We start from the raw sequence: 22,018 nt of genomic DNA, 5'->3' as shown, positions 1-22,018 counted from the left end.
GCTAGACATTGTGAACTGACTTTTTCTCGGAGAATACAACGCACTGAGACGATTGACACCCTGTACTCTCCAGTGCCTTTCTCAGCGGATATTAAGGCAATTCACGCATTCTGTCATCTCTGCAGGTCAAAACAGGTTTCTATGCCCATTAGCCGAGGAGACGATAACATGATGGCTATGAGTTCAGGCCCCGCGAGCACTTCGAGCGCATCACATCGACGAAAAATTGTTCCCTACGTGGTGGTTTCCGTAGTTGCTGTAGTGATTGCGGCTACGTTGTGGGTATTGGCATTCCGCAGCCAACCGGCAAGTTATCCGGTGTCCTGTTCCCTCCCCGCGGCTGGCACCCCGGTTTCCTCCACCACGCTAATAGGAGAACACGTCGTTCCACCGTCGGGTGTTCATGTGCGCGTTTATAACGCCAACGGCAAAGTCGGCCAGGCTACAACCGTCGCCGAGCAATTGCGGCAGCTCGATTTTGTTCTCGATGAGCAGGTTCCCTACGGTAACGACCCTATTGTGGAAAACCAAGATCTCAGCTGCTTTGGCCAGCTGCGTTATGGCGGGGAGTTCAATGGCCACGCCGCAGCGCTTCACGCTCTTTTCCCCTGTTTTGAGCTCATCCACGATGGTCGGCCGGATGCAACTGTCGATGTGTCGTTGGGTAAGGGGTTTAAGGACCTCGAAGTAGCCAGCCAGGTTGAGGGCGCGATGTCCGCATTGAACCGTGGCGAACAGACCGACTTAGAGGGGTTGAGCTCGTTAGGCTCGAGCACCTGCTCCTAGACCGACGAACTAATTCCTAGCCTTCGCGGTCGCACCATCCAATGCCTCGAAGAACGCATCGGCAACTTCAGGATTCGCCGCACCGACACCGAAGTCGAGGGGGTCTCCCTCCGGCCGGCCAGCAGCGTTGGCACACTGAGTGAATTCCGGAATTCTGATTCTGGCGCCTGCTTCAGCCGCAATCAGAGAACCTGCTGCATAGTCCCAAATCTTGATGTCGTGTTCGTAATACGCATCAACACGGCCGTGCGCCACCATGCACAAATCCAGCGCCGCCGATCCCATGCGCCTAATATCTCGACACTCCCCTAGCAATTGCGACGCTATCCGGCCCTGCACCTGCCGGAGACTAGCGGAATAGCTGAATCCCGTTGCCACAAGCGCCTTTTCCAGCTCGGCCGTTGGGGAACAACTAAGCGCCTGCACAGTGCCGTCCTGCCGAGAAACCTGAGCGCCCTCTCCCTTTGCTGCACTGTAAACCTCTCCCGAGGACACATTTGCCACTGCACCCGCCACTACCTCATCGCCTACGGCGCAGGCGATACTCACAGCAAAATTGGGCAGTCCGTAGAGGAAATTCACTGTGCCATCGATGGGGTCTACAATCCAGGTCACCGCTTCGGCCGCGTCGGTAGTTTGCGTTAGAGAGCCCGCGCCGTCGTCAAGCCCGCCTTCTTCGCCCAAAATGCGGTCGGAGCTGCTAAACGTTTTGATGAGCGAACGAATGAGCTCCTCAGATTCACGATCGACGACGGTGACGGGGTCTACAGCTGAGGACTTCGTTTCGGAACTTGCTAAAACGCCATCGGAGCCGAGTTCGACCCGACGACTGGCGATATGCGCTGCGGCTGTGCGGGCGATAAGTACCGCGCGATCACGTAATTCCCTGACGCTGGGCCGCACGGCCCCGGGGCTATTCGGTGCCGTAAACCCTCTATTATCCGCCCTGCTAGCCAGTTGTTCGGTGCCACGCGAGTTAATGCTCATGCCCCCATTGTGTCTGTTTCGTACAATTTGAGCTATGGGACAACGAATTGGATTTGGCATCGACGTCGGAGGATCTGGAATCAAGGGTGGCCGCGTGGACCTTGATACTGGGCAGCTTATTGGCGACCGCATTAAGATTTTCACGCCACAGCCGGCGACTCCGGAAGCGGTTGCGAAGACCATTGCAGAAATTGTGGACATTGCGCAATGGGATTCCGATGTCGGCATCACGATTCCGTCCGTCGTACAGAATCAGATTGCCTTGCTGGCCGCCAATATTGACGATTCTTGGGTTAATACGAACTGCCAGGAGCTCTTCGCTAAGTACCTGCCCAACAACAAGGCGCACGTGCTTAACGACGCTGACGCTGCCGGCCTTGCTGAAGTCCAGTTTGGCAATCCGGGCAATAAGACTGGCGCCGTGTTGTTACTGACTTTTGGTACCGGCATCGGCTCCGCACTTATTCATGATGGACTGCTCTACCCCAATTCGGAGTTAGGCCACCTCGTCATCGATGGCATGGAGGCCGAACACTTTGCGTCCGCGCGAGTTAAAGATGTGGAGGGGCTCGGCTTCGAAGAGTGGGCTGAGCGCGTGAGCAAGGTCCTAAAGACCTACGAGGCACTATTTTGGCCGTCACGGATTATCGTCGGCGGCGGAATCAGTCGCGAACACGAAAAGTGGATTCGGCGGTTGACATGTAAGACTCCAGTTTTCCCCGCAAGTTTGGATAATAATGCGGGTATCGCTGGCGCCGCCTTTGCTGCTGAACAGGGGATTTACCCTTAAGCAGTTTCATTTCTTGGGTGGGGATCGGTGCCTACGGGGCGGGCGTGACAGGTCGTTGAACCCATGCCCCGTGGCGGCGGTTTTCAGAATTGGTTTACAATAAGAAGTTGACTCACGGCAAGGTTGAATAATCAACAGGCTCGAGGAGGATTGGGAAAATCGAATTCCGGCGCACTGCTTCGATGAGGATTTTCACCGATTACTTCTTCGCTAGGAGCCAGAAAAGCAACACTGATGACCGTGGCACGAAAAGGCCAGCTCTGAATGTTTCCCATTCAGCTAGCTGGCTGCAGACGAAGTAAAGGCGCACCACTGGCGCGTTGAGCTTCTCTCTGACCGAGAGAAGCTGGCGGCGGCTTTGGCGGCGCACACAACGTACATCGTGAAAGGGCGTTCGTGGCAGGCAACGAACTGGGGCAAGCTCAGGACCAATCCACCGGGAGTGGCACCGGTTCAGCTACTCCTGCAAAGAAGGCTGTAAAGAAGGCCATCAAGAAAGCAGTGAAGAAGACCGTGGCAAAGAAGACTGCCGCGAAGAAAACTGCTGCCAAGAAGACGGCTGCCAAAAAGACAGCTGCTACCAAGACTGCGGCGAAAAAGGCGACCGCTAAGAAGGCAGCGGCCAAGAAGACCGTGAAGAAGGCGGCTAAGAAGTCGGTCGCTAAGAAGACCACACGTAAGGCCGCAGCCAAGAAGGCAACTAAGCGGACAACGGCCGCGAAGGCCACTGCGGCCAAGGCTGCTGCAGCGAAGGCGAAGGACGCGCAGGCTCTCGACGCAACTGAGAACGAAGAGCTCGAGGACGAGGAACTCGACCACGACTTGGAGCAGGAGCGGGACTACGACCCGGATCTGGATGATGATCTCGAAGACGATGATCTTCACGGCGATCTGGATGACGACGACCTCGAAGAAGACGACCTCGACGACGATGAAGAAGAGGACGACGAGGACGAAAACGAAGACGAGGATGAAGAGGACGAGGGCGACGAGGTCTGGAACGAGGACGAGTCCGCTCGTCTGCGTCAGGCCCGCAAGGATGCTGCCCTCACCGCCTCTGCGGACTCTGTCCGCGCCTACCTCAAGCAGATTGGTAAGGTCGCACTGCTGACTGCCGAGGAAGAGGTCAGTCTGGCTAAGCGCATCGAGGCCGGTCTGTACGCGCAGTACAAGATTGACGAGGCCAAGGAAGCCGGCGAGCGCATCGCTTACGCTCAGAAGCGCGATTTGCGCGAGATTTCTCGCGACGGTCAGCGCGCCAAGAATCACCTACTCGAGGCCAACCTCCGTCTTGTGGTGTCCCTGGCAAAGCGCTACACCGGCCGTGGCATGGCTTTCCTCGACTTGATTCAGGAGGGCAACCTCGGCCTGATTCGCGCCGTCGAGAAGTTCGACTACACCAAGGGCTACAAGTTCTCGACGTACGCAACGTGGTGGATCCGCCAGGCCATTACTCGTGCAATGGCCGACCAGGCTCGAACCATTCGTATTCCGGTTCACATGGTCGAGGTCATTAATAAGCTCGGCCGTATCCAGCGTGAGCTGCTCCAGGACCTGGGCCGCGAGCCCACTCCGGAAGAGCTCGCTAAGGAAATGGATATCACCGAGGAAAAGGTTCTCGAGATTCAGCAGTACGCTCGTGAACCCATTTCGCTAGACCAGACCATCGGTGACGAGGGCGACTCCCAGCTCGGTGACTTCATTGAGGACTCCGAGGCAGTCATCGCCGTGGACGCCGTGAGCTTCACGCTCCTCCAGGATCAGCTTGGCGACGTTCTGGAGACTCTCTCCGAACGTGAAGCCGGTGTCGTCCGTCTGCGCTTCGGCCTTACCGACGGTATGCCACGTACTCTTGACGAGATTGGCCAGGTCTACGGTGTGACACGCGAGCGCATCCGTCAGATTGAGTCCAAGACGATGTCCAAGCTGCGTCACCCATCGCGTTCGCAGGTTCTGCGTGACTACTTGGAGTAAAGCTTTAACCTGGAGTCGTAATTGGGCTAACTGCTAAGCCCAGAAAATTGGGCTTGGATAAGGTTTCACCCCCTTATTCGAGCCCGATTTTTTCTTCAGGGGCAGGGCTAGCGAGTTAGCGACTGCGTTTATGACAAGACGGCCCACAGAAATGGCCTGAAAGTGTCATAAACTCCGACAGTTTCACATTTGCAGCGCGTATTTTCTACGGTTGTCAATTGTGGGACTAGCTGCCATGTGCACGAATCTACTGCCGGACTGAACGGCGTAGGGCCGGCTGGAGGCAAAAGCAAAAAGCAAAACCCCGAACCACCAAGGTGGAACGGGGCGAAGGAGCATCTAAGCAACGCTAGTCGAAGCAGTCCGCTGGCGGTCCAGCAAACTGGACCACCATCCAATACCGGCTACTACATACCCAGCTAGTACACGACGCCGAATACCCACTGCAGCAGCGTCAGCGAAGCCACAGAAATCACAATCAGCGCAACGATGTTCAGCCAAACACCGGTCTTGACCATGTTGTCCATGCTGACGTAGCCGGAGCCGTAGGCGATGGCGTTCGGCGGTGTTGCAACCGGCATCATGAACGCCGAAGTAGCCGCCAGTGCAACTGGAACAGCGAAGATCATCTGGTCGTGGCCCAAGCCGATTGCCATCGCACCAACCAGCGGCAGGAAGGTCGCGGCCGTCGCGGTGTTAGACGTGAACTCGGTCAGGAATAGCACAACGGCGCCGACGACAACCACGAGTGCAGCCACGGGCATCCAGCCGAGGGTAGACAGCTGCTCACCAATCCAGTCCGACAGCCCAGAGGCACCGAACTGCGAGGACAGCGCCAGGCCACCACCGAACAGCAGCAGCACACCCCACGGCAGCTCCAACGCATTTTCCCAGCGCATGAGCTTCACGCCATCAGGACCACCCGGAATCAGGAACAGTGCAATACCTACCGTCATCGCGATTACCGCATCGGCAATCTTGGTGTCTGGCAGCAGCACCGGGACAAAGACCCACGCCAGCGCAGCCGCGATAAACACCATGAGCACGCGACGCTCACCCGCCGACATACGGCCGAGACGCTTGAGCTCGTCACGCATCAGTTCGCGCCCGCCTGGGATATGCGCAATCTCCGGCTTAAACAGAACACTTGTCAGCAGGAACCATGCACAGAGCATGAGCACAACCGCCACCGGGACACCCAGCAGCATCCACTGGCCAAACCCAATGTTGACACCCTGCTCCGCCATGTAGGCCGCCAGCATCGCGTTCGGCGGAGTACCAATAATCGTGCCCAACGAACCAATCGATGCCGCGTAAGCGATACCCAGCATCAGTGCGATACCGAAGTTCGACTTTGGCATCGGGTCGTAACTTGACGACGACTCCTCCGCCTCCTCCAGCGCATCTCCACCGGGGGTTTCGGCGACCGATTCACTCGCAGATCCCGCATCCTCTGCAGCAACTTTCTCATCGTGCAGCATTCGGACAATCAGGCTCAGCACGGACACACCGATTGGCAGCATCATCACGGCCGTGGCCGTGTTGGATACCCACATCGACAGGAAGCCAGTAGCCACCATGAAGCCTAGAATCAGCATCTTTGGTGACGACCCCATGAACACCAGGACCCACAATGCGACACGCTTGTGTAGGTTCCAACGCTGCATCGCCAGTGCCAACAGGAAGCCGCCCATGAAGAGGAAGATGGTCGGGTCTGTGTACTTGCCCGAGAAATCCTTAATCTCCGCGAGGTTGAGAATCGGGAATAGCGCCAGCGGCAGCAGAGCCGTAACGGCAATCGGGATAGCCTCGGACATCCACCACACGGCCATAAGCACTGCTACACCTGCGGTTGCACGCAGGTTGTGATCGAGCTCAGCCGGCATAAAGAAGTACACGAGCAAGGACAGGATGATACCGAGTCCTAGACCGGTGCGCTTACGGAAAAGCTCCCGGCTGAGGTAACCACGGTCTTGTTGGCCAGGTGACAGTTCCGGGGAGTTGTCGCGCGTAGATGTCGCTGCCACGATTCACGCTCCTATTTAATAATCAGCAGACATCCTGTATTGCACGCATGTTCAAACGTTTACCGCATGTAGGGGATGCCAAATGTGGGTACTTTCTGACACCAATATCATTACCAACACTCGGCCCAATATGAGATTTCACTAAGAAACCCCCGACCGAAACTGCAGGCAGTTGGACTTCGGGGGTGGATTACGGGGTTAGCTCATTTCCTCATTGCGCATCTGGCATTAGCCGAAAACTCCGGGCACAAAGTAACACCGCCATTGACTTCGCGTCCGAACTCACTCCGATTGCTTCTTTGGCTGGTCAGTCCCCATCTGATTGGAGATGCACTCGGCATACTCTCCAGAGGTGCGCTCGAATTTTTCGCACTTCGACATCGCGTCTGATGTCGACCAGTACAGCATCAGCGACACCACGGCGGCTGCAATGCCCGTCACAATGCCGACAACGCCCAATCCGAACGAACCGCTGATGACCGCGTCTCCCCCAGCAGCCTGCACGCGCTTCTTCGCGCTCAGCGCCTTCGCCATCGCGATGATGCCCAGAACAATGCCAAAGACGCCGAGGATGCCACCAACGATCATCCAGGACATCAAGAGTCCGCCGACACCAAAGATCAGTGCCAGCACGCCAATAGTCCGACTGTCATTGCCTGGTACAGCCGACAAACCCCCGCCAGCCGATTCTGAGGTCTTTGCCCGATTACTGCTTGCCGACATTTTTCTCTCCACCATCATCTGTCCGATAGCTTGCTCAGATAGCTTGAAACCCTACCAATTACGCAGGTAGCTAATGCGATCGCGCAACTGCTCCTCCGTACACAGCGCAGTCGGCGGGCCACCACAGGCGCGCCGAACCTCGTTATGCACCTGACCATGTGGCTTACCGGTTCGCGCCGCCGTCATCGACACCAGCGTATTGAGTTCCTTCCGCAACTTCGGCAACACCTCACTGGCCACCTTCTGCGGCCTCGGGTACGCCGATCCCTCAATGCGGTGGACCGCGCCGCCTTCGCCTCCGCTTGACGACGATTCACTCGCCTCCTCGCGGGCTTCCTTCTCTCGGGCACTGGCGGCTTTAAGCTGTTCATCCTGCCGCTGACGCAGCAAGAGTCGCATTTGCTCAGCGTCGAGAAGCCCGGGCAAGCCAAGGTAGTCAGCTTCTTCAGCGGAACCGGCAACGGTTGCGGTGCCGTAGGAGGAACCGTCGTAGATCAGGTAGTCGAGTTCAGCATCCGCGCCAATGGATTCGTAGGCCGGCAGCAGTTCGTCGGGCTCATCCTTACGCCGGTTGGCTTCGGCGACCAAGTCATCTTCCCAGCCCTCCGAAGGCCGATCCGGTTTACCGAGCACGTGGTTGCGCTGCACCTCCATCTGCGAGGCCAAGTCGAGCAGCACAGGAATCGACGGCAAGAAGACGGACGCAGTCTCCCCCGGCATGCGGCTTCGCACGAATCGTCCGATAGCCTGCGCGAAGAATAGCGGAGTCGAGGAACTAGTCGCGTACACGCCGACGGCTAACCTTGGCACGTCCACGCCTTCGGAGACCATTCGCACAGCCACCATCCACTCGTCGGTGGACTCGGAGAAGGTCTTAATGCGTTCCGACGAGCCAGGCTCATCCGAAAGCACCAACGCCACCGGTGTGGAGGCAATCTGCTCGAGAATGCGCTTGTACGCACGGGCAGTTGCCGCATCGGAGGCGATAACCAGGCCACCGGCATCGGGAATATGCTGCCTCATCTGCGAGAGCCGGGTATGCGCTGCCCGCAGCACCGACGGCATCCACTCGCCCTTTGGGTCAAGCGCGGTGCGCCAAGCTCGAGTGGTCTCCTCTGGGCTCATCACGGTACCCAGACGCGCAGCGAACTCATCACCCGCGCTATCACGCCAGCGAGCTTCACCTGAGTAAGCCAAAAAGACCACTGGGCGCACGACGCCGTCGGCAAGCGCATTGGAATAGCCGTACGTGTAATCAGCGACGGAGCGCGAGTAACCATCGCCATCCGGCGAGTAGCGAACAAACGGAATTGCCGCGTCATCAGAGCGGAACGGCGTACCAGTTAGGCACAGGCGACGTTCGACATCGCCGTAGGCCTCAGAAATGCCGTCGCCCCAACTCTTGGCATCACCGCCGTGGTGCACCTCGTCCAGAATCACCAATGTCGGACGAGCGGTAGCTACCGCATGGTGCTTAAACGGATGCACTGCGACTTGGGCGTAGGTCACAACAATTCCCTGGTAGGAAGGGTTTACCACACCCTTGGCGTTGGAGAACTTGGGATCCAACGCAATCCCCGAACGAGCAGCAGAGGCAGCCCACTGTACCTTCAGGTGCTCAGTAGGCACTACGACGATAATGCGCTCGACAATCCGCCGCGACAGCAACTCACTGGCGATACGCAGAGCGAAGGTCGTCTTACCCGCGCCCGGTGTCGCCACTGCAAGGAAGTCCTTGGGGTTAGTCGCCAGGTATTTGTCGAGGGCCTCCTGCTGCCATTTACGAAGCCCGCTCACTTGCGACGCAGGGACTTGTAAATCCGCTCGCAGTCAGGGCATACCGGTGAACCCGGCTTCGCCGACTTCTTCACTGGGAAGGTTTCACCGCACAGAGCAACGACGTAGGAGCCGTTGACCGCGGAGCTCACGATCTGGTCCTTCTTGACGTAATGGAAGAACTTCGGAGTGTCGTCCCTCGTCGACTCATCGACGCGGGTATCGGTGCGTTCAATCGTCTTTGTCGTCTTCAATGGAGTGCTCACAGATTCCAATTGTGCCCCATTGGTCAAATTATGCCTAGCGACCCAGGTGCTGGCCGCTGCTGACAGCTACCTTCCACATCCATCCACAACACCGCTGCGACTACGCGAGCATGCAGCTGCAACGGGCATAGCTAGTTGAGACACCCCCACGCCACAGGCGTATGCTAGACAACCATGGCGCGAATCAATGACCGTCGCGACTCCGCGCTGCCGAAACGCGGAAGTTCCCGGCGACGCAAGAAAGACGCGGCGTTGATTACCGACGCCCGCGGCTCAAGGATTCGCAACTATGACCACCGCCGCCACGTCTACGCGGCCCTGCAATGGTCTCGCATTCCATTGCTACTTCTTTCCGGCGCTTTTTACCTGTGGTGGGATGTGCCGTGGATTGCGGCGATTCTCATGGTCGTCTCCGTACCCATGCCGTGGATCGCGGTTGTCATCGCCAATGGCGTTGGAGAACCCGCTGACAAGCGCAAACCGCGCGTCTACAAGCCAGGAGTTGTACGCGAGCAAAACCGCAAATGGGAGGAGCAGCAGCGCCAGCGCGCCCTCAAGGAAGCGGAGATGCGCGCGCTCGGTTCTGCCGCCAGTACCGAAGACACCGACGCACCGCCGCAGTCCGATACCGAGACCACCTCAAATCCCTTCGATGACGCAAATGTCATCGATATGCCGGAAGACGACGATCCGTCGTCAAGCTCCCCTAACTAGCCCCTCCGCCCCGCTTTACGACGAAGGTAGTGCCTACGATGACCTTTTCCCCCTCCACCTTCACCCCACCGACTGATCAGCAGCTTCGTGCTTTTGTCGACTGTGCAGAGGAATTCGCCACCACACTTAGGCGCCTTGAGTTTTCCAGCGAGTCACTGCGTCGAGTCCTAGGAGCCGAGGGGTTAGCCGCGCTGGACCGCGGTGAGCCCGGCGTTGTCGATGTTCTGCTTACCGAGACAGACGGCGTTTCTGCGGATACTGTGACCGCGTTGCGTCTTCTCATCCTGGGCGATTTCGCCGACGCAGAGCAGCTATTTGGAGCTGAGCTGACGGTCAAGTTGCTGGACAGCGGCATACTTGCCGGCACCGCCAGCAACGCACAGGTGTGTATCGATGTGCGCCCGGTCGAGATTGCGGGAGTCGACCGTATTATCTTTTCCGACCGCGACGCCTCTATGAACGATCACGTTCCTGGACCCGATCATGTCCTAGGCGTAGGGCGGGCTTCCCGCTCCCTCCTCGATATTTCGTCGACCTCGGCGGTGGAATCCGTACTCGACCTCGGTGCCGGTTGTGGCATCCAGAGCCTTGCCCAATCTGATGCAAAATCGATTGTCGCGACAGACATTCACCCCCGCGCGCTGTTTTTTGCCCGCGCTACTTTCGCAGCTAATGGTTTCGACCAAGCGCAGGCTCTCGAAGGTTCGTGGTTTGAACCGGTTGCAGGCCAGAAGTTTGACCGCATTGTGGCCAACCCGCCGTTCGTCGTAGGACTGCCAAGTGTGGAACATGTTTACCGTGACTCAGGACTGAATCTGGACGGTGCCACCGAGCTTATGATCCGCGGTCTGGCCGACCATCTCACCGACGGCGGCACGGCGCATCTACTCGGCGCTTGGGCCCATATCGAGGGCGAGAGTTGGCAACAGCGCATCGCTTCTTGGCTCCCTGCTGAGGGCCTCGAGGTGTGGGTAACGCAACGGGATCTCGCTACGCCGGCGGAATACATTGGCACCTGGCTTCGAGACGAGTCCATCGACCCCCGCAGCCCAGAGGGGTGCGAGCGCTCTCGTGCCTGGCTGGAGCACTTTCGCAACAGCGGCGTGACAGGCATCGGGTTCGGCTACATCACAGTCCAACGCATCAACGGCCCGACTTCCGCCGTATGCGAGGAAATGCCGCAGCCTTTGGCCGCTCCCTTCGCCGCCGAAGCCGAGGAGTATCTCGGCCGCGCCGAATGGCTTCGTACACAAACTGCCGACACCATCCTCGAAGCTTCCTTTACCGTGCGCCCCGGTGTCGCCATCGAACGCGTTTCGCTTGCCGACGTCGAAAGCGGCCAGGGCTTCACTGAGTTCGATACGCGCATCTCACGCACCGATGGCCCCGCCTGGACACACTCAATCGATGAGTCCGTGGCAACCATTCTGGGTGCGCTGCATCCCGAAGCTGCTCTGGGCTCCGTCATCGACATCATGGCAATGTTTGGAGCCTTCGATGAGTCCGACGTACCTGCCATCAAAGACGCCCTAGCTCCCATCGTCGTTGACCTGGTTCGCCATGGTCTAATTCTCCCCACCGAGCTCTTGGAGGATAAACAGTAAATGAAAGCCGTTCTCACCCGAGTTAAATCCGCGTCAGTCACTGTCGACGGTTCCGTTGTTGGCCACGTTGACGGAGGCGATACTGGTGCCATTTTGGCGCTCGTAGGCGTTGGCCGCGAGGACTCTGCTGATGCTTGGGAAACGATGGCCCGCAAGATCGCGGAGCTGCGCATCCTGGATGGCGAACTCAGCGCTGTCGATGCTGGCGCCCAGGTGCTCGTCGTTAGCCAATTCACGTTGATGGGGGCGACAAAGAAGGGACGGCGGCCGTCGTGGGTCGACGCGGCTCCGGGCCCAGAGGCCGAACCTGTCATTGAAAAAATTGTCGAGAACTTGCGCAATCGTGGCTTGACGGTCGAAACAGGACAATTTGGGGCAATGATGGAGGTCGCATCAGTCAACGATGGCCCCTTTACAGTTCTTGTGGAATGCTAGTGACGGCAGTTTTTCTTAACATTATATTTGCATGGCAAAATTACCCTATTGACATTCATCACCTTTCACGGGAACATTTTCGTAACTCCGTGCGTTGTAGTTATTGAGTCCACTTAAAAATCCAGGAGGCAGATTCATGAAGAGTGCCGATATTCAAAATGACGAACTGGAAGGTCAGACAAGGGACAAGGGGCGCCGCACCGGCAATAACTCCAACCCGTCCGCCGATTTGGTTCGTGTGTATTTGAACGGCATCGGAAAGACTGCTCTTCTCAGCGCTGAAGAAGAGGTGGAACTTTCTAAGCGCATTGAAGCCGGTGTATACGCCGAGCATTTGCTGCAGACCGGCGCGAAAATGACCCGTGCAAAGAAGCGTGACGTCAAGATTTTGGCGAAGGAAGGTAAGGCTGCACGCGCCCACCTACTCGAAGCCAATCTCCGTCTTGTGGTCTCGCTGGCGAAGCGCTACACCAACCGCGGTATGCCGCTGCTGGATCTAATCCAGGAGGGCAACTTGGGCCTCATCCGCGCCATGGAAAAGTTCGACTACACCAAGGGATTCAAGTTCTCCACATACGCAACGTGGTGGATTCGCCAGGCTATTACCCGCGGTATGGCTGATCAGTCGCGCACTATTCGCCTCCCTGTCCATTTGGTTGAGCAGGTCAATAAGATTTCTCGTATCAAGCGCGAGCTCTACCAGCAGCTCGGCCGTGAGGCTACGAATGAGGAATTGGCAGAGGAATCCGGCATTCCAGAAGCCAAGATTGAGATGCTGCTGCGTCAGTCCCGCGATCCGGTGAGCTTGGACATGCCAGTGGGCACCGACGAGGAAGCTCCCCTGGGAGACTTCATCGAGGACTCAGAGGCAACTGATGCTGAGGAGGCAGTTGTCGCTTCCCTGCGTCACCACGATGTCCGCAAGGTCCTGTCCACTCTCGAGATTCGAGAGCAGGAAGTTATTAAGCTCCGCTACGGTCTCGACGATGGCCTGCCCCGCACGCTGGATCAGATTGGCCGCCACTTTGGCCTGTCTCGAGAGCGCGTCCGCCAGATTGAGCGGGAAGTTATGTCCAAGCTCCGCGAGGGTGACCGTGCTGACAAGCTGCGTGAGTACGCAAACTAACGCCACATGGCGGTGACATCGATAGGGTTCCTAATTTCAGCCCTGAGATAGAGCTGGACTTCAATGCCGACCCCGTGCCGGAGTTTCATCCACACTGGCGGTCGGCGTTTTCGTCTGCACGTCGAACTTTCGACATCGCGTACGCTCCCTTCCGTCTCAGCAGCGCCCACCGAACCAAGCTTTTCGCTGCCTAATCAGCACCAAAGCCACTAGATTTGCGAGCCCTAACATCTTTCTTGCGCAAGTGTGGTTATCCTAATACTTGAGTGAAAACTTTTAAGACTGTGTTATCGGAGGAAAACCGTGAGGGATTTGGTTGACACCACGGAAATGTACTTACGTACGATTTTCGAACTCGAAGAAGAGGGCATCATTCCTTTGCGTGCTCGCATTGCCGAACGCCTTGAGCAGTCGGGGCCGACCGTTAGCCAAACCGTTGCGCGCATGGAGCGCGATGGCCTTCTCGTAGTTGCCCCAGATCGCAGCTTGCAGCTTTCCGACGAGGGCCGCAGGCTGGCCACGGCTGTCATGCGTAAGCACCGCCTAGCTGAGCGCCTACTTACGGATGTCATTGGCCTCGAATGGGACAAGGTTCACGACGAAGCCTGCCGCTGGGAGCACGTAATGAGTGACGAGGTCGAGCGCAAACTTCTCGACGTGCTTGACTCTTACACACGCTCCCCATTCGGCAATCCGATTCCCGGTTTGGGAGACCTCGGTGGGACTCAGTCACCAGAGTCGTTAGAGAACGTTCGCCGACTGTCCGATCTAAACCCCGGCGAGTACACCGTTGAGATCGTCCAGATTAACGAAATCCTGCAGGTCGAGCAGAGCTACATGAAGCGTCTCCACAAGGCTGGAATTATGCCGGGTACTGAGGCACTTGCCGAGGTTGCCGCCGGCCGCGTGACTCTCGCCCGTGGTGATCATTCTCTTGACATTCCGGATACTCTGTCTCACGCAATCATGGTGATTATCAAATGAAACTCCTCGTCACTGGTGGTGCCGGCTACGTCGGTAGCGTGTGCTCGGCAGTATTGATTTCTCTTGGCCACGACGTCACCATTCTGGACAACTTCTCTGTTGGCAACCGTGATGCGGTGCCAGAGGGCGCGACCCTAGTCGAAGGCGATGTGGCGGACAAGGCCTACGAGGTTCTGTCCTCCGACAGCTTCGACGGCGTCGTTCATTTCGCTGCGAAATCGCTTGTTGGCGAGTCTGTTGAGGTTCCTTCCGACTACTGGCACAACAATGTGGGCCAAACCCTGAAGCTACTCGACGCAATGCGTGATACCGGTACGAATAACCTGGTGTTCTCTTCGACAGCTGCAACCTACGGTGAGCCAGAGAAGACACCAATTACCGAAGACATGCCAACCGCACCGACCAACCCTTACGGTGCCACCAAGCTGGCCATGGACTACGCCATCTCGTCTTACGCCAAGGCATACAACATCGGCGCTACCAGCTTGCGTTACTTCAATGTGGCGGGTGCCTGGGGCGGTTTTGGCGAAAACCGTGAGGTGGAAACTCACCTCATCCCCCTGGTACTGCAGGTTGCGCTCGGTCACCGCGACAAGATTATGGTCTTTGGCAATGACTGGCCGACTCCGGACGGCACCGCGGTTCGTGACTACATCCACATCAAAGACCTCGCCGATGCGCACGTCTTGGCACTGGAGTCCAACACGCCGGGAACCCACCGTATCTTCAACCTCGGTTCTGGCGACGGCTTTTCGGTTCGCCAGGTTATTGAGACCTGCCGTAAGGTCACCGGTCACCCGATTCCTGCTGAGGATGCACCGCGTAGAGCCGGTGATCCGGCAACCCTTATTGCCTCTTCTCAGCGCGCCATGGACGAGCTCGGATGGAAGCCCAATCATACGGAGCTGGAAACCATCGTCGCCGATGCATGGGAGTACACCAAGAACCTCGGCGACCGAGCCCACTCGGCGCACCGCTAGGTACTGCAGCACAGCTTGCAGGGTCGCTAATCAATACGCGGCATTTTCACCTTGTATACCCTGCGCAGCACCTCTTGTGCCGCACCAAGAATTGTGCCAACGCACCTCGGCACAATTTGATTGGCGACCGCAATTTCCAGCAACTGAGTCAGTGAATGATTCGGTTGCTCCCCCGCTGCCTCATCGAGAGCTGTTTGCGCATAGTTCTCCAGCCCAGCCGCGAACTTTGCGATGGCAAAACACGCTAAAGCGTTAGCACGCAGGCTGCCGCGGTGGACGATTGCGGCCTCGCGCCAGATTTCTCCCATTGATTGCGCCAACTGCGTAGTAATGAAAATCATGGACATATCGCGCAAGGTGACGTTGGTCAGTGCTGCAGCAATGGCATATCCCGCGGTTTCATCGCGAACCGCCTCATGTGCATCCATCACACCATCGGCCACGTTTTCCACGGCGGCTTTTAGCATGTCGAAATGCTCGATGAGCGCGGGATTGTCCGAACCAATTTTGAGCTTCCTAGGCTGCTCAACGGCTGTCGCTCGTTCCCGGAGGCGTTCAATCAGAGCCCTGTCTTTACTGTCGCGGAATTGGCCACCTCGAAAATAGCTGCGGTACTCCTCATAGTTTTTGAAAATCTGCTCTCCCTGCCGAGAGATTAGATTTGCATTGTCGGTCATCAGACTGTCACCGACAATGCCGACGATCTCTCCCTGCTCGTCCGTGACAACTTCCCCCGCAGCAATAGTGGCAACGCCCGCCAAACGCACCTCATGCAGGCCGCCTTCTCGCAGCCAGCCTGTAATAGGTGTGGAGTCCTTTTCAATCCCCCAGGATTCGTCGATGATAAACACATCTGCGTGAGTGCATCCTTCATCGAGCAGGAAGTCCGCGGCTGCCCGCACCAAGTCAGGATTGCTCTCCATCGAGGCCACATCCTTAATCAGCATCGGGCCAGCATGCGCTGTCGGATCAAACTCGACCTTGCCTTCGATGAGACCTTCGACCTGCTGACGATACAACGCCGCAATCACTACCTGCCCCCGCGGATAGAATCCAACGATTCCCGGCAGGTTCGTCAGAAAAACACTCGGCTCAATTTCAGGCTTTTGTCCTGCACCGAAGTTCTTTTTGTTTCCCATTAATTCCTTACCCCTTTTCCCCCCATTGGAATAGCTCGACAGCGGACAATCCTCTCGCCATCTGGTGGCTCTCATTGTTATCGAATCCGCAACAGCCTTGCTTGTGCGCGACCGGAAAAATCGGCCCATCTGTGGACTACTTTCAACTTGTGGATAACTGGAATAATTTCTGCGGTATCGTGGTTGTTTACTTCAAATGACGAAAAATGTGATGCAGGAGGTAGTCGTACGTGAGTGATCCGACCGACAAGCCTCAGGGCAATATGTACGAGGTAGTTTTTCCGGTTCCTGACGTAACGGGAAGCGAGGGCCATCTGACCCTGGTCATTGCACTTAGCGGTTATGCGGATGCCGGTAATGCCGTCTCGGAATCAGCTAGTTTCCTCTTGGATGCTCTCGAGCACCGTCCATTGGTGAACTTTTCTATCGACGAGCTGATTGATTATCGTTCTCGCCGTCCCTCTGTGACGATGAACCACGACCAGATTGTGGATGTATCCGATTTGAACCTGTCACTCAATGTGGTTCGCGACAACGTCGGTAAGCCGTTCTTGCTGCTTTCTGGCCCTGAGCCAGACATGCGGTGGGAGGCTTTCTCGACTGCCGTGGCAGATTTGGCGGAGCGCTACGATGTCGGTCGGACTGTGTCGCTGTACTCGGCACCGATGACGGTTCCGCACACCCGACCGCTGGGCATCATCGCCCACGGCACAGATAAGCGGAAACTCGGTGATATGCATACCTGGGGAAACCGCGTCACAGTTCCGGGTGCTGCGAGCCTGAACATTGAGTACGAGCTCGCCAGCCGCGGTTGTGATGCCTTTGGTTTCACCGCACAGGTGCCACACTATGTCGCGGCCTCTGAGTATCCGCTGGCGTCACTGCGGCTGTTGCAGGAGGTAGCAAAACTAGCCAAGCTCGAGCTCCCGCTTGAGGCGTTGGAGAAGGAATCCGCGCGGGTGGCGGAGCTGCTCAATACGCAGACGAATGATTCCGGCGAGGTCTCTCAGCTGGTCAATCTTCTCGAGGAACAGTACGACCAGGAAGTTCAACGTCGTCAAGAGCTGGAGACTTCTCCCCTACTTGGACCTAACGGCGAGATGCCTTCGGCCGACGAGATTGGCGCTGAGTTCGAAAGGTTCCTCGCTTCTCAACCGCTGCGCCCAGTAGAGGATTCTTCCTCGCTTGACGACGAGGCGGAGACCCCGGCCAACTCGGATTCCTCGGTAACTACATCAGAGGACACTGACGCACACTCGGAAGAACCCGAGTCGGCCTCGGCGGATGATAGGTCTGCGGAGTTTTCTGCAGACGGCACTGCCGAACAGCCTGAGTCAGAACAGCCTCGGGAAGAGCAGGCGGAAAGCGAAGAATCCGGTGAACCGGAACAACCTCGCCGTCGGCGCGGCTGGAAGCCCTGGTTCCGCTTCTAATCCGGGGTTACCGCTAGGGTGGGAAGCGTGTCACTATCTGAAATGCTTCCCGACCTAGCTGAGGTTCCTGAGCCCCTTTTCGACGATGCAATTATGGACTCATTCATTGCCTGGACCAGGGATCAGGGCATCACGCTCTACCCGGCGCAGGAAGAGGCCGCTATCGGTTTGGCTGGTGGCGACCATGTCATCCTTGCCACTCCAACGGGGTCGGGCAAGTCGATGGTAGCTATCGCCGCCCATTTCTGCGCGCTTGCCCGTGGTCAGCGCAGCTTTTACACAGCGCCAATCAAGGCCTTGGTCAGCGAGAAGTTTTTTGCCCTCTGCGAGGTCTTTGGCGCTGAAAATGTCGGTATGATGACCGGCGATGCCACCGTCAACGGCGGCGCCCCCATCATCTGCGCAACTGCGGAAATTGTTGCCAATATCGCTCTGCGCGACGGGGCCGATGCCGATATTGACCAGGTGGTCATGGATGAATTCCACTTCTATGCGGATCCCGACCGCGGCTGGGCATGGCAGGTGCCACTGCTCGAGCTTTCCCGTTGCCAATTCTTGTTGATGTCCGCCACTCTCGGCGATACTCAAAAGTTTGAGACGGATCTGAAGGAACGCACGGGCCTCGACGTCAACCTCGTTACAGGTACGACGCGCCCGGTGCCGTTGGATTTCCACTATGTCTACACGCCAGTTCATGACACGCTGGCGGAGTTGCTGAAATCCGGAAAAGCCCCAATCTACATCGTCTTTTTCTCCCAGCGCCAAGCAGCTGAACAGGCCCAAGCACTGACCGGTCTGAAGCTGCTGACGAAGGAGGAAAAGGAGCGGATTCGCGAGGAGATTGGCGATTTCCGGTTTACCACGGCCTTTGGTCGAGTTCTTTCCAAGTTGGTGCGCCAGGGCATTGGCGTCCACCATGCGGGAATGCTGCCGAAGTACCGTCGTTTGGTTGAGCGTCTCTCTCAGACTGGTCTGCTGAAGGTCATCTGTGGCACGGATACCCTCGGCGTCGGCATCAACGTGCCTATTCGTACGGTGCTGATTACCGGTTTGGCCAAATTCGATGGCCGCCGTAGCCGTATTCTCAAGTCACGCGAGTTCCACCAGATTGCTGGACGAGCCGGCCGTGCTGGCTACGACACCGAGGGCACCGTAGTTGTCGAAGCACCTGAACACGAAATCGAAAACGCCAAGCTGCGTCGCCGTGCCGGCCAGGATGAGGCCAAACTGAAGAAGTTGCGGCTGAAGTCCGTTCCCAAGGGCGAAGTGACATGGTCGGAGAAGACCTTCGACAAAATCGTTTCTCAGCCACCAGAGCCGCTGACCAGTCGCTTTGCAGTTACCAACGGTATGTTGCTCAACGTCATTGCACGTGGTGGCGATACCTACGAACACATGCGTCATCTGCTGCGCACCAATCACGACACCCGCCACCAGCAAAACGAGGCTATTCTGACCGCAATTGAGCTCTACCGCGGTTTGGTCAACGCGGGAATCGTCGTCACGCATGGCGAGGGCGATGACTGCCGCCCCGAGCTGACAATGGAGCTGCAGCGTGACTTCGCGCTCAACCAACCACTGTCGCCTTTCGCCATCGCCGCGCTCGAACTGCTGGATAAGGACAGCCCGAACTACGCACTCGATGTCATCAGCGTGTTTGAGTCAATTCTGGAAGACCCTCGCCCGCTGCTCATCGCCCAGCAGAAAAAGGCACGCGGTGAAGAAATTGCCGCGCTCAAGGCCGAAGGCGTTGATTACACCGAACGTATGAACATCGTCGAAGACATCACATGGCCGATGCCGCTTGCCGACGAGCTGGAGGGCGCATTCGACACCTATGCCCAAGGTCACCCGTGGGTGCGTGAGTTTTCGCTGTCGCCCAAATCTGTGGTGCGCGAGATGGTGGAAAAGGCCATGACTTTTTCGGACGTGGTATCTGAGTACGGAATCGCCCGCTCCGAAGGTATTTTCTTGCGCTACCTCACCGATGCCTGGCGCACTTTGCGACACACTCTCCCACCGGAAGCTGCTAACGAGGAGCTCCGGGACATTGTGGAATGGCTCGGCGAGCTCGTTGTGCAGGTGGATAACTCCCTGGTAGATGAATGGGCGCAGATGGCCGATCCGGACAAGCCATTGGACGAAGAAACTCTCAAGGAAGCGGCTTTTGGCACCGACGAGTCTCGGCCTCTTACCGGCAATGAGCGTGCATTTACCCGTATGGTGCGCAATCTCATGTTCCGCCACGTGCAGCTCTTTGCCTTTGAAAAGGAGGAGGAGCTGGCCGGCCTGGACAACTACCTCGACGACGCACCAGATTGGCCTGCCGCGATGGATGACTACTTCGATGAATACGATGACCTAGGCATCGATGCAAAGGCACGCGGCGGCGATATGATTTCGATTGACCGCAAGGCTGGTGAGGGCCTATGGCATGTGATCCAGATACTCGATGATCCTGAGGGTGACCACGGTTGGCGCTTTGAAGCGAACGTTGATTTGGCTGCATCTGATGAATACGGCGAAGTCAGGTTGGCATCGCTGCGAATTATTCAGGGATAAACGCCAAACCGGGCTGGAACTGCCAGCCCGGTTTAGCTTACTTCGTACGCTACCGCAACATGCGCCAAGAGTGCTTTAGGCAATAGCGTCTATGTATGCCTGCCGTACCAGTTCGGCAATTCGATTGAACTCGCCGCCGCGTACCGATGATGCGCGGTGAACCAGCCCAATGGTGCGTCCCGGCCGTGCCGGACCTTCGAATCGCGCAACAGCCAGGCCGGGACGGTCCGCCTCAATCTTGACAGCCGATTCCGGCACAAGCGACTGCCCCAACCCACCGGCAACACACTGCACGACGGTCGATAGAGAAGCCGCCCGTGTTTCCAAGCTGGAGGTCTCGCCGTGAACAGCATCGACCTTGCGACAGATATCCAACACCTGGTCGCGCAGGCAATGACCGTCGTCAAGCAGGAGCAAGTCCATGTCCCTGATTGCCTCAAGCTTTACGTCTTCCTTACCTGCCAGCGGATGATCGTCTGGCACGACGATGTAGAACTCTTCGTCGTAGAGGTAAATCTCTTCAAAGGAAGGCACATCGGACGGCAGTGCCATGATGGCTGCATCAATAGTGCCAGAACGAAGTGATTCGATGAGACGCTCGGTCGGCTCCTCGACGATCCTAGGCTTTAGATCTGGCAGCTCGTCACGAACCAACTGGAGGAAGTTGGGCAGCACGTATGGAGCAACCGTAGGGATAACACCAATGGATAGTGGTCCGGACAAATCATCTGTACGGCCAGATGCGCGAGCAACGATCTCGTCAACGATTTCAGATGCTTGGCGTGCATAAGGAATCAGACCGCGACCGAGTGGCGTCACCAGCACTCGGCGAGTCGAACGCTCTACAAGCTGCGCCCCCAGTCCCTGCTCAAGGGTGGAAAGCGCTTGTGACAGGCTGGGCTGTGAAATGCCGAGGCGGGCAGCGGCTTGACCGAAGTGACCGGTATCGGCAATCGCGACAAAGGCACGTAACTGAGGCAAAGTGGGCCGATAATCTCTATTACGCATACCTATAAGCCTACACGAGCTTATTAACTTTTTCCTCTTGACGGTTTGGGAATCCATAGGCATAATGGCGTGTGACCCCAGAAGGAATACATTCAGGAGGATTCCATGGCAATTTTGACTGTTGGCGACAAGTTCCCCGAGTTTTCTCTAACCGCTCTCAAGGGCGGCAACCTGCGTGATGCAAACGCTTCTTCTCCGGATGACTACTTCGAGCAGGTAACCAATGAGTCCTACGAGGGTAAGTGGAAAGTCGTCTTCTTCTACCCGAAGGACTTCACCTTTGTCTGCCCGACTGAGATTGCTGCATTCGGCAAGCTGAACGAGGAATTCGAAGACCGCGACACCGTTATTCTCGGCGGCTCTGGCGACAACGAGTTCTCCCACTTCAACTGGCGTGCAACCCACGAGGAACTGCTGGACATCCCGTTCCCGATGTTCTCCGACATCCGCCACGACCTGATGCGTGCACTCGGCGTCGAGAACGCTGACGGTGTTGCAGACCGCGCAACCTTCATCATTGACCCGGACGGCATCATTCAGTTCGTCTCCGTTACCCCGGACGCTGTCGGTCGTAACGTTGACGAAGTTCTGCGTGTTCTCGACGCTCTTCAGTCTGAAGAGGTCTGCGCATGTAACTGGCAGAAGAATGACCCGACCAAGAACATCGACAAGATGGATGTTCTGAAGCAGGAGCTGAAGTAACT

General features: G+C 57.1%; 19 protein-coding genes. 12 read left to right on the top strand and 7 right to left on the bottom strand.

Annotated elements, in window-relative coordinates; genetic code table 11:
• Window positions 1-177 precede the first annotated feature (177 nt).
• Entirely contained in the window at window positions 178-786 is a 609-nt protein-coding gene (locus tag HMPREF3042_RS10670) for a LytR C-terminal domain-containing protein (RefSeq protein WP_168168133.1), read from the top strand.
• A gap of 9 nt (window positions 787-795) precedes the next feature.
• Here HMPREF3042_RS10670 and HMPREF3042_RS07600 read toward each other — a convergent pair whose 3' ends face one another.
• Window positions 796-1,773 (bottom strand): inositol monophosphatase family protein, encoded by a 978-nt coding sequence (locus HMPREF3042_RS07600; protein WP_070856711.1) that lies wholly within the window; start codon window positions 1,771-1,773, stop codon window positions 796-798.
• Between the two features lie 34 nt (window positions 1,774-1,807).
• Here HMPREF3042_RS07600 and ppgK point away from each other — a divergent pair, with 34 nt between their 5' ends.
• Window positions 1,808-2,563 carry a polyphosphate--glucose phosphotransferase gene (gene ppgK, locus HMPREF3042_RS07595; RefSeq protein WP_070856710.1) on the top strand — a complete coding sequence of 252 codons (756 nt, stop codon included), beginning with the start codon at window positions 1,808-1,810 and terminating at the stop codon, window positions 2,561-2,563.
• Window positions 2,564-2,959: 396 nt separating this feature from the next.
• The gene (locus HMPREF3042_RS07590; protein WP_070601506.1) at window positions 2,960-4,537 is read left to right on the top strand and encodes an RNA polymerase sigma factor; all 1,578 of its coding nucleotides are present in this window, start codon (window positions 2,960-2,962) and stop codon (window positions 4,535-4,537) included.
• A gap of 419 nt (window positions 4,538-4,956) precedes the next feature.
• Here the strand turns inward: HMPREF3042_RS07590 and HMPREF3042_RS07585 are convergent, their stop codons facing one another.
• The 4 genes from HMPREF3042_RS07585 to HMPREF3042_RS07570 all read right to left on the bottom strand — a co-directional run bounded on the left by HMPREF3042_RS07585 (window position 4,957) and on the right by HMPREF3042_RS07570 (window position 9,329).
• Complete coding sequence (locus tag HMPREF3042_RS07585) at window positions 4,957-6,564, bottom strand: SLC13 family permease (RefSeq protein ID WP_070601507.1); 1,608 nt, start codon at window positions 6,562-6,564, stop codon at window positions 4,957-4,959.
• Between the two features lie 282 nt (window positions 6,565-6,846).
• Window positions 6,847-7,287, bottom strand: a complete 441-nt coding sequence (locus tag HMPREF3042_RS07580) for a hypothetical protein (RefSeq protein ID WP_070856709.1) — start codon at window positions 7,285-7,287, stop codon at window positions 6,847-6,849.
• Between the two features lie 51 nt (window positions 7,288-7,338).
• Window positions 7,339-9,084 carry a DEAD/DEAH box helicase gene (locus HMPREF3042_RS07575; protein WP_070856708.1) on the bottom strand — a complete coding sequence of 582 codons (1,746 nt, stop codon included), beginning with the start codon at window positions 9,082-9,084 and terminating at the stop codon, window positions 7,339-7,341.
• On the bottom strand, window positions 9,081-9,329 hold the full coding sequence (locus tag HMPREF3042_RS07570) for a DUF3039 domain-containing protein (RefSeq protein ID WP_070601509.1): 249 nt from the start codon (window positions 9,327-9,329) through the stop codon (window positions 9,081-9,083). Before HMPREF3042_RS07570 ends, HMPREF3042_RS07575 begins: the two co-directional genes overlap by 4 nt.
• A gap of 174 nt (window positions 9,330-9,503) precedes the next feature.
• Here HMPREF3042_RS07570 and HMPREF3042_RS07565 point away from each other — a divergent pair, with 174 nt between their 5' ends.
• The 6 genes from HMPREF3042_RS07565 (at window position 9,504) to galE (ending at window position 15,172) form a co-directional block, all read left to right on the top strand.
• Window positions 9,504-10,043 (top strand): DUF3099 domain-containing protein, encoded by a 540-nt coding sequence (locus HMPREF3042_RS07565; RefSeq protein WP_070601510.1) that lies wholly within the window; start codon window positions 9,504-9,506, stop codon window positions 10,041-10,043.
• Between the two features lie 38 nt (window positions 10,044-10,081).
• The gene (locus tag HMPREF3042_RS07560; protein WP_070856707.1) at window positions 10,082-11,647 is read left to right on the top strand and encodes a DUF7782 domain-containing protein; all 1,566 of its coding nucleotides are present in this window, start codon (window positions 10,082-10,084) and stop codon (window positions 11,645-11,647) included.
• Window positions 11,648-12,082, top strand: a complete 435-nt coding sequence (gene dtd, locus HMPREF3042_RS07555) for a D-aminoacyl-tRNA deacylase (protein ID WP_070767342.1) — start codon at window positions 11,648-11,650, stop codon at window positions 12,080-12,082.
• Window positions 12,083-12,218: 136 nt separating this feature from the next.
• Window positions 12,219-13,208: a sigma-70 family RNA polymerase sigma factor gene (locus HMPREF3042_RS07550; RefSeq protein ID WP_038628815.1), complete on the top strand. Its 990-nt coding sequence runs from the start codon at window positions 12,219-12,221 to the stop codon at window positions 13,206-13,208.
• 303 nt (window positions 13,209-13,511) lie between these two features.
• The gene (locus HMPREF3042_RS07545) at window positions 13,512-14,192 is read left to right on the top strand and encodes an iron-dependent transcriptional repressor DtxR (protein WP_016422643.1); all 681 of its coding nucleotides are present in this window, start codon (window positions 13,512-13,514) and stop codon (window positions 14,190-14,192) included.
• The gene (galE, locus tag HMPREF3042_RS07540) at window positions 14,189-15,172 is read left to right on the top strand and encodes a UDP-glucose 4-epimerase GalE (RefSeq protein ID WP_016422642.1); all 984 of its coding nucleotides are present in this window, start codon (window positions 14,189-14,191) and stop codon (window positions 15,170-15,172) included. The genes HMPREF3042_RS07545 and galE overlap by 4 nt, the downstream gene beginning before the upstream one ends.
• A gap of 26 nt (window positions 15,173-15,198) precedes the next feature.
• Here the strand turns inward: galE and HMPREF3042_RS07535 are convergent, their stop codons facing one another.
• Window positions 15,199-16,311, bottom strand: coding sequence for a DUF4192 domain-containing protein (locus tag HMPREF3042_RS07535; protein WP_070856706.1), 1,113 nt, complete (start codon window positions 16,309-16,311; stop codon window positions 15,199-15,201).
• Window positions 16,312-16,541: 230 nt separating this feature from the next.
• Here HMPREF3042_RS07535 and HMPREF3042_RS07530 point away from each other — a divergent pair, with 230 nt between their 5' ends.
• Both HMPREF3042_RS07530 and HMPREF3042_RS07525 read left to right on the top strand, forming a co-directional pair.
• Complete coding sequence (locus HMPREF3042_RS07530) at window positions 16,542-17,744, top strand: PAC2 family protein (RefSeq protein ID WP_049189736.1); 1,203 nt, start codon at window positions 16,542-16,544, stop codon at window positions 17,742-17,744.
• Between the two features lie 42 nt (window positions 17,745-17,786).
• Window positions 17,787-20,306 (top strand): DEAD/DEAH box helicase, encoded by a 2,520-nt coding sequence (locus tag HMPREF3042_RS07525; protein ID WP_141764796.1) that lies wholly within the window; start codon window positions 17,787-17,789, stop codon window positions 20,304-20,306.
• A 75-nt stretch (window positions 20,307-20,381) separates the two neighbouring features.
• Here HMPREF3042_RS07525 and HMPREF3042_RS07520 read toward each other — a convergent pair whose 3' ends face one another.
• Window positions 20,382-21,314: a hydrogen peroxide-inducible genes activator gene (locus tag HMPREF3042_RS07520; RefSeq protein ID WP_070546947.1), complete on the bottom strand. Its 933-nt coding sequence runs from the start codon at window positions 21,312-21,314 to the stop codon at window positions 20,382-20,384.
• A 105-nt stretch (window positions 21,315-21,419) separates the two neighbouring features.
• Between HMPREF3042_RS07520 and HMPREF3042_RS07515 the strand changes: the two genes are divergently transcribed.
• Window positions 21,420-22,016 (top strand): peroxiredoxin, encoded by a 597-nt coding sequence (locus HMPREF3042_RS07515; RefSeq protein WP_016422637.1) that lies wholly within the window; start codon window positions 21,420-21,422, stop codon window positions 22,014-22,016.
• The last annotated feature ends 2 nt before the right edge of the window (window positions 22,017-22,018 follow it).

It is taken from the genome of Corynebacterium sp. HMSC074C05 (assembly GCF_001838325.1).
GTDB lineage: Bacteria > Actinomycetota > Actinomycetes > Mycobacteriales > Mycobacteriaceae > Corynebacterium > Corynebacterium amycolatum.
This window is presented reverse-complemented; position numbering and strand designations above follow the sequence as displayed.

Excerpts from the sequence above, each read along its gene's own strand:
- HMPREF3042_RS10670 (WP_168168133.1), top strand. The coding sequence starts at position 178 with ATGAGTTCAGGCCCCGCGAGCACTTCGAGCGCATCACATCGACGAAAA.
- HMPREF3042_RS07600 (WP_070856711.1), bottom strand. The coding sequence starts at position 1,773 with ATGAGCATTAACTCGCGTGGCACCGAACAACTGGCTAGCAGGGCGGAT.
- ppgK (WP_070856710.1), top strand. The coding sequence starts at position 1,808 with ATGGGACAACGAATTGGATTTGGCATCGACGTCGGAGGATCTGGAATC.
- HMPREF3042_RS07580 (WP_070856709.1), bottom strand. The coding sequence starts at position 7,287 with ATGTCGGCAAGCAGTAATCGGGCAAAGACCTCAGAATCGGCTGGCGGG.
- HMPREF3042_RS07565 (WP_070601510.1), top strand. The coding sequence starts at position 9,504 with ATGGCGCGAATCAATGACCGTCGCGACTCCGCGCTGCCGAAACGCGGA.
- HMPREF3042_RS07560 (WP_070856707.1), top strand. The coding sequence starts at position 10,082 with ATGACCTTTTCCCCCTCCACCTTCACCCCACCGACTGATCAGCAGCTT.
- dtd (WP_070767342.1), top strand. The coding sequence starts at position 11,648 with ATGAAAGCCGTTCTCACCCGAGTTAAATCCGCGTCAGTCACTGTCGAC.
- HMPREF3042_RS07550 (WP_038628815.1), top strand. The coding sequence starts at position 12,219 with ATGAAGAGTGCCGATATTCAAAATGACGAACTGGAAGGTCAGACAAGG.
- galE (WP_016422642.1), top strand. The coding sequence starts at position 14,189 with ATGAAACTCCTCGTCACTGGTGGTGCCGGCTACGTCGGTAGCGTGTGC.
- HMPREF3042_RS07535 (WP_070856706.1), bottom strand. The coding sequence starts at position 16,311 with ATGGGAAACAAAAAGAACTTCGGTGCAGGACAAAAGCCTGAAATTGAG.
- HMPREF3042_RS07525 (WP_141764796.1), top strand. The coding sequence starts at position 17,787 with ATGCTTCCCGACCTAGCTGAGGTTCCTGAGCCCCTTTTCGACGATGCA.
- HMPREF3042_RS07520 (WP_070546947.1), bottom strand. The coding sequence starts at position 21,314 with ATGCGTAATAGAGATTATCGGCCCACTTTGCCTCAGTTACGTGCCTTT.
- HMPREF3042_RS07515 (WP_016422637.1), top strand. The coding sequence starts at position 21,420 with ATGGCAATTTTGACTGTTGGCGACAAGTTCCCCGAGTTTTCTCTAACC.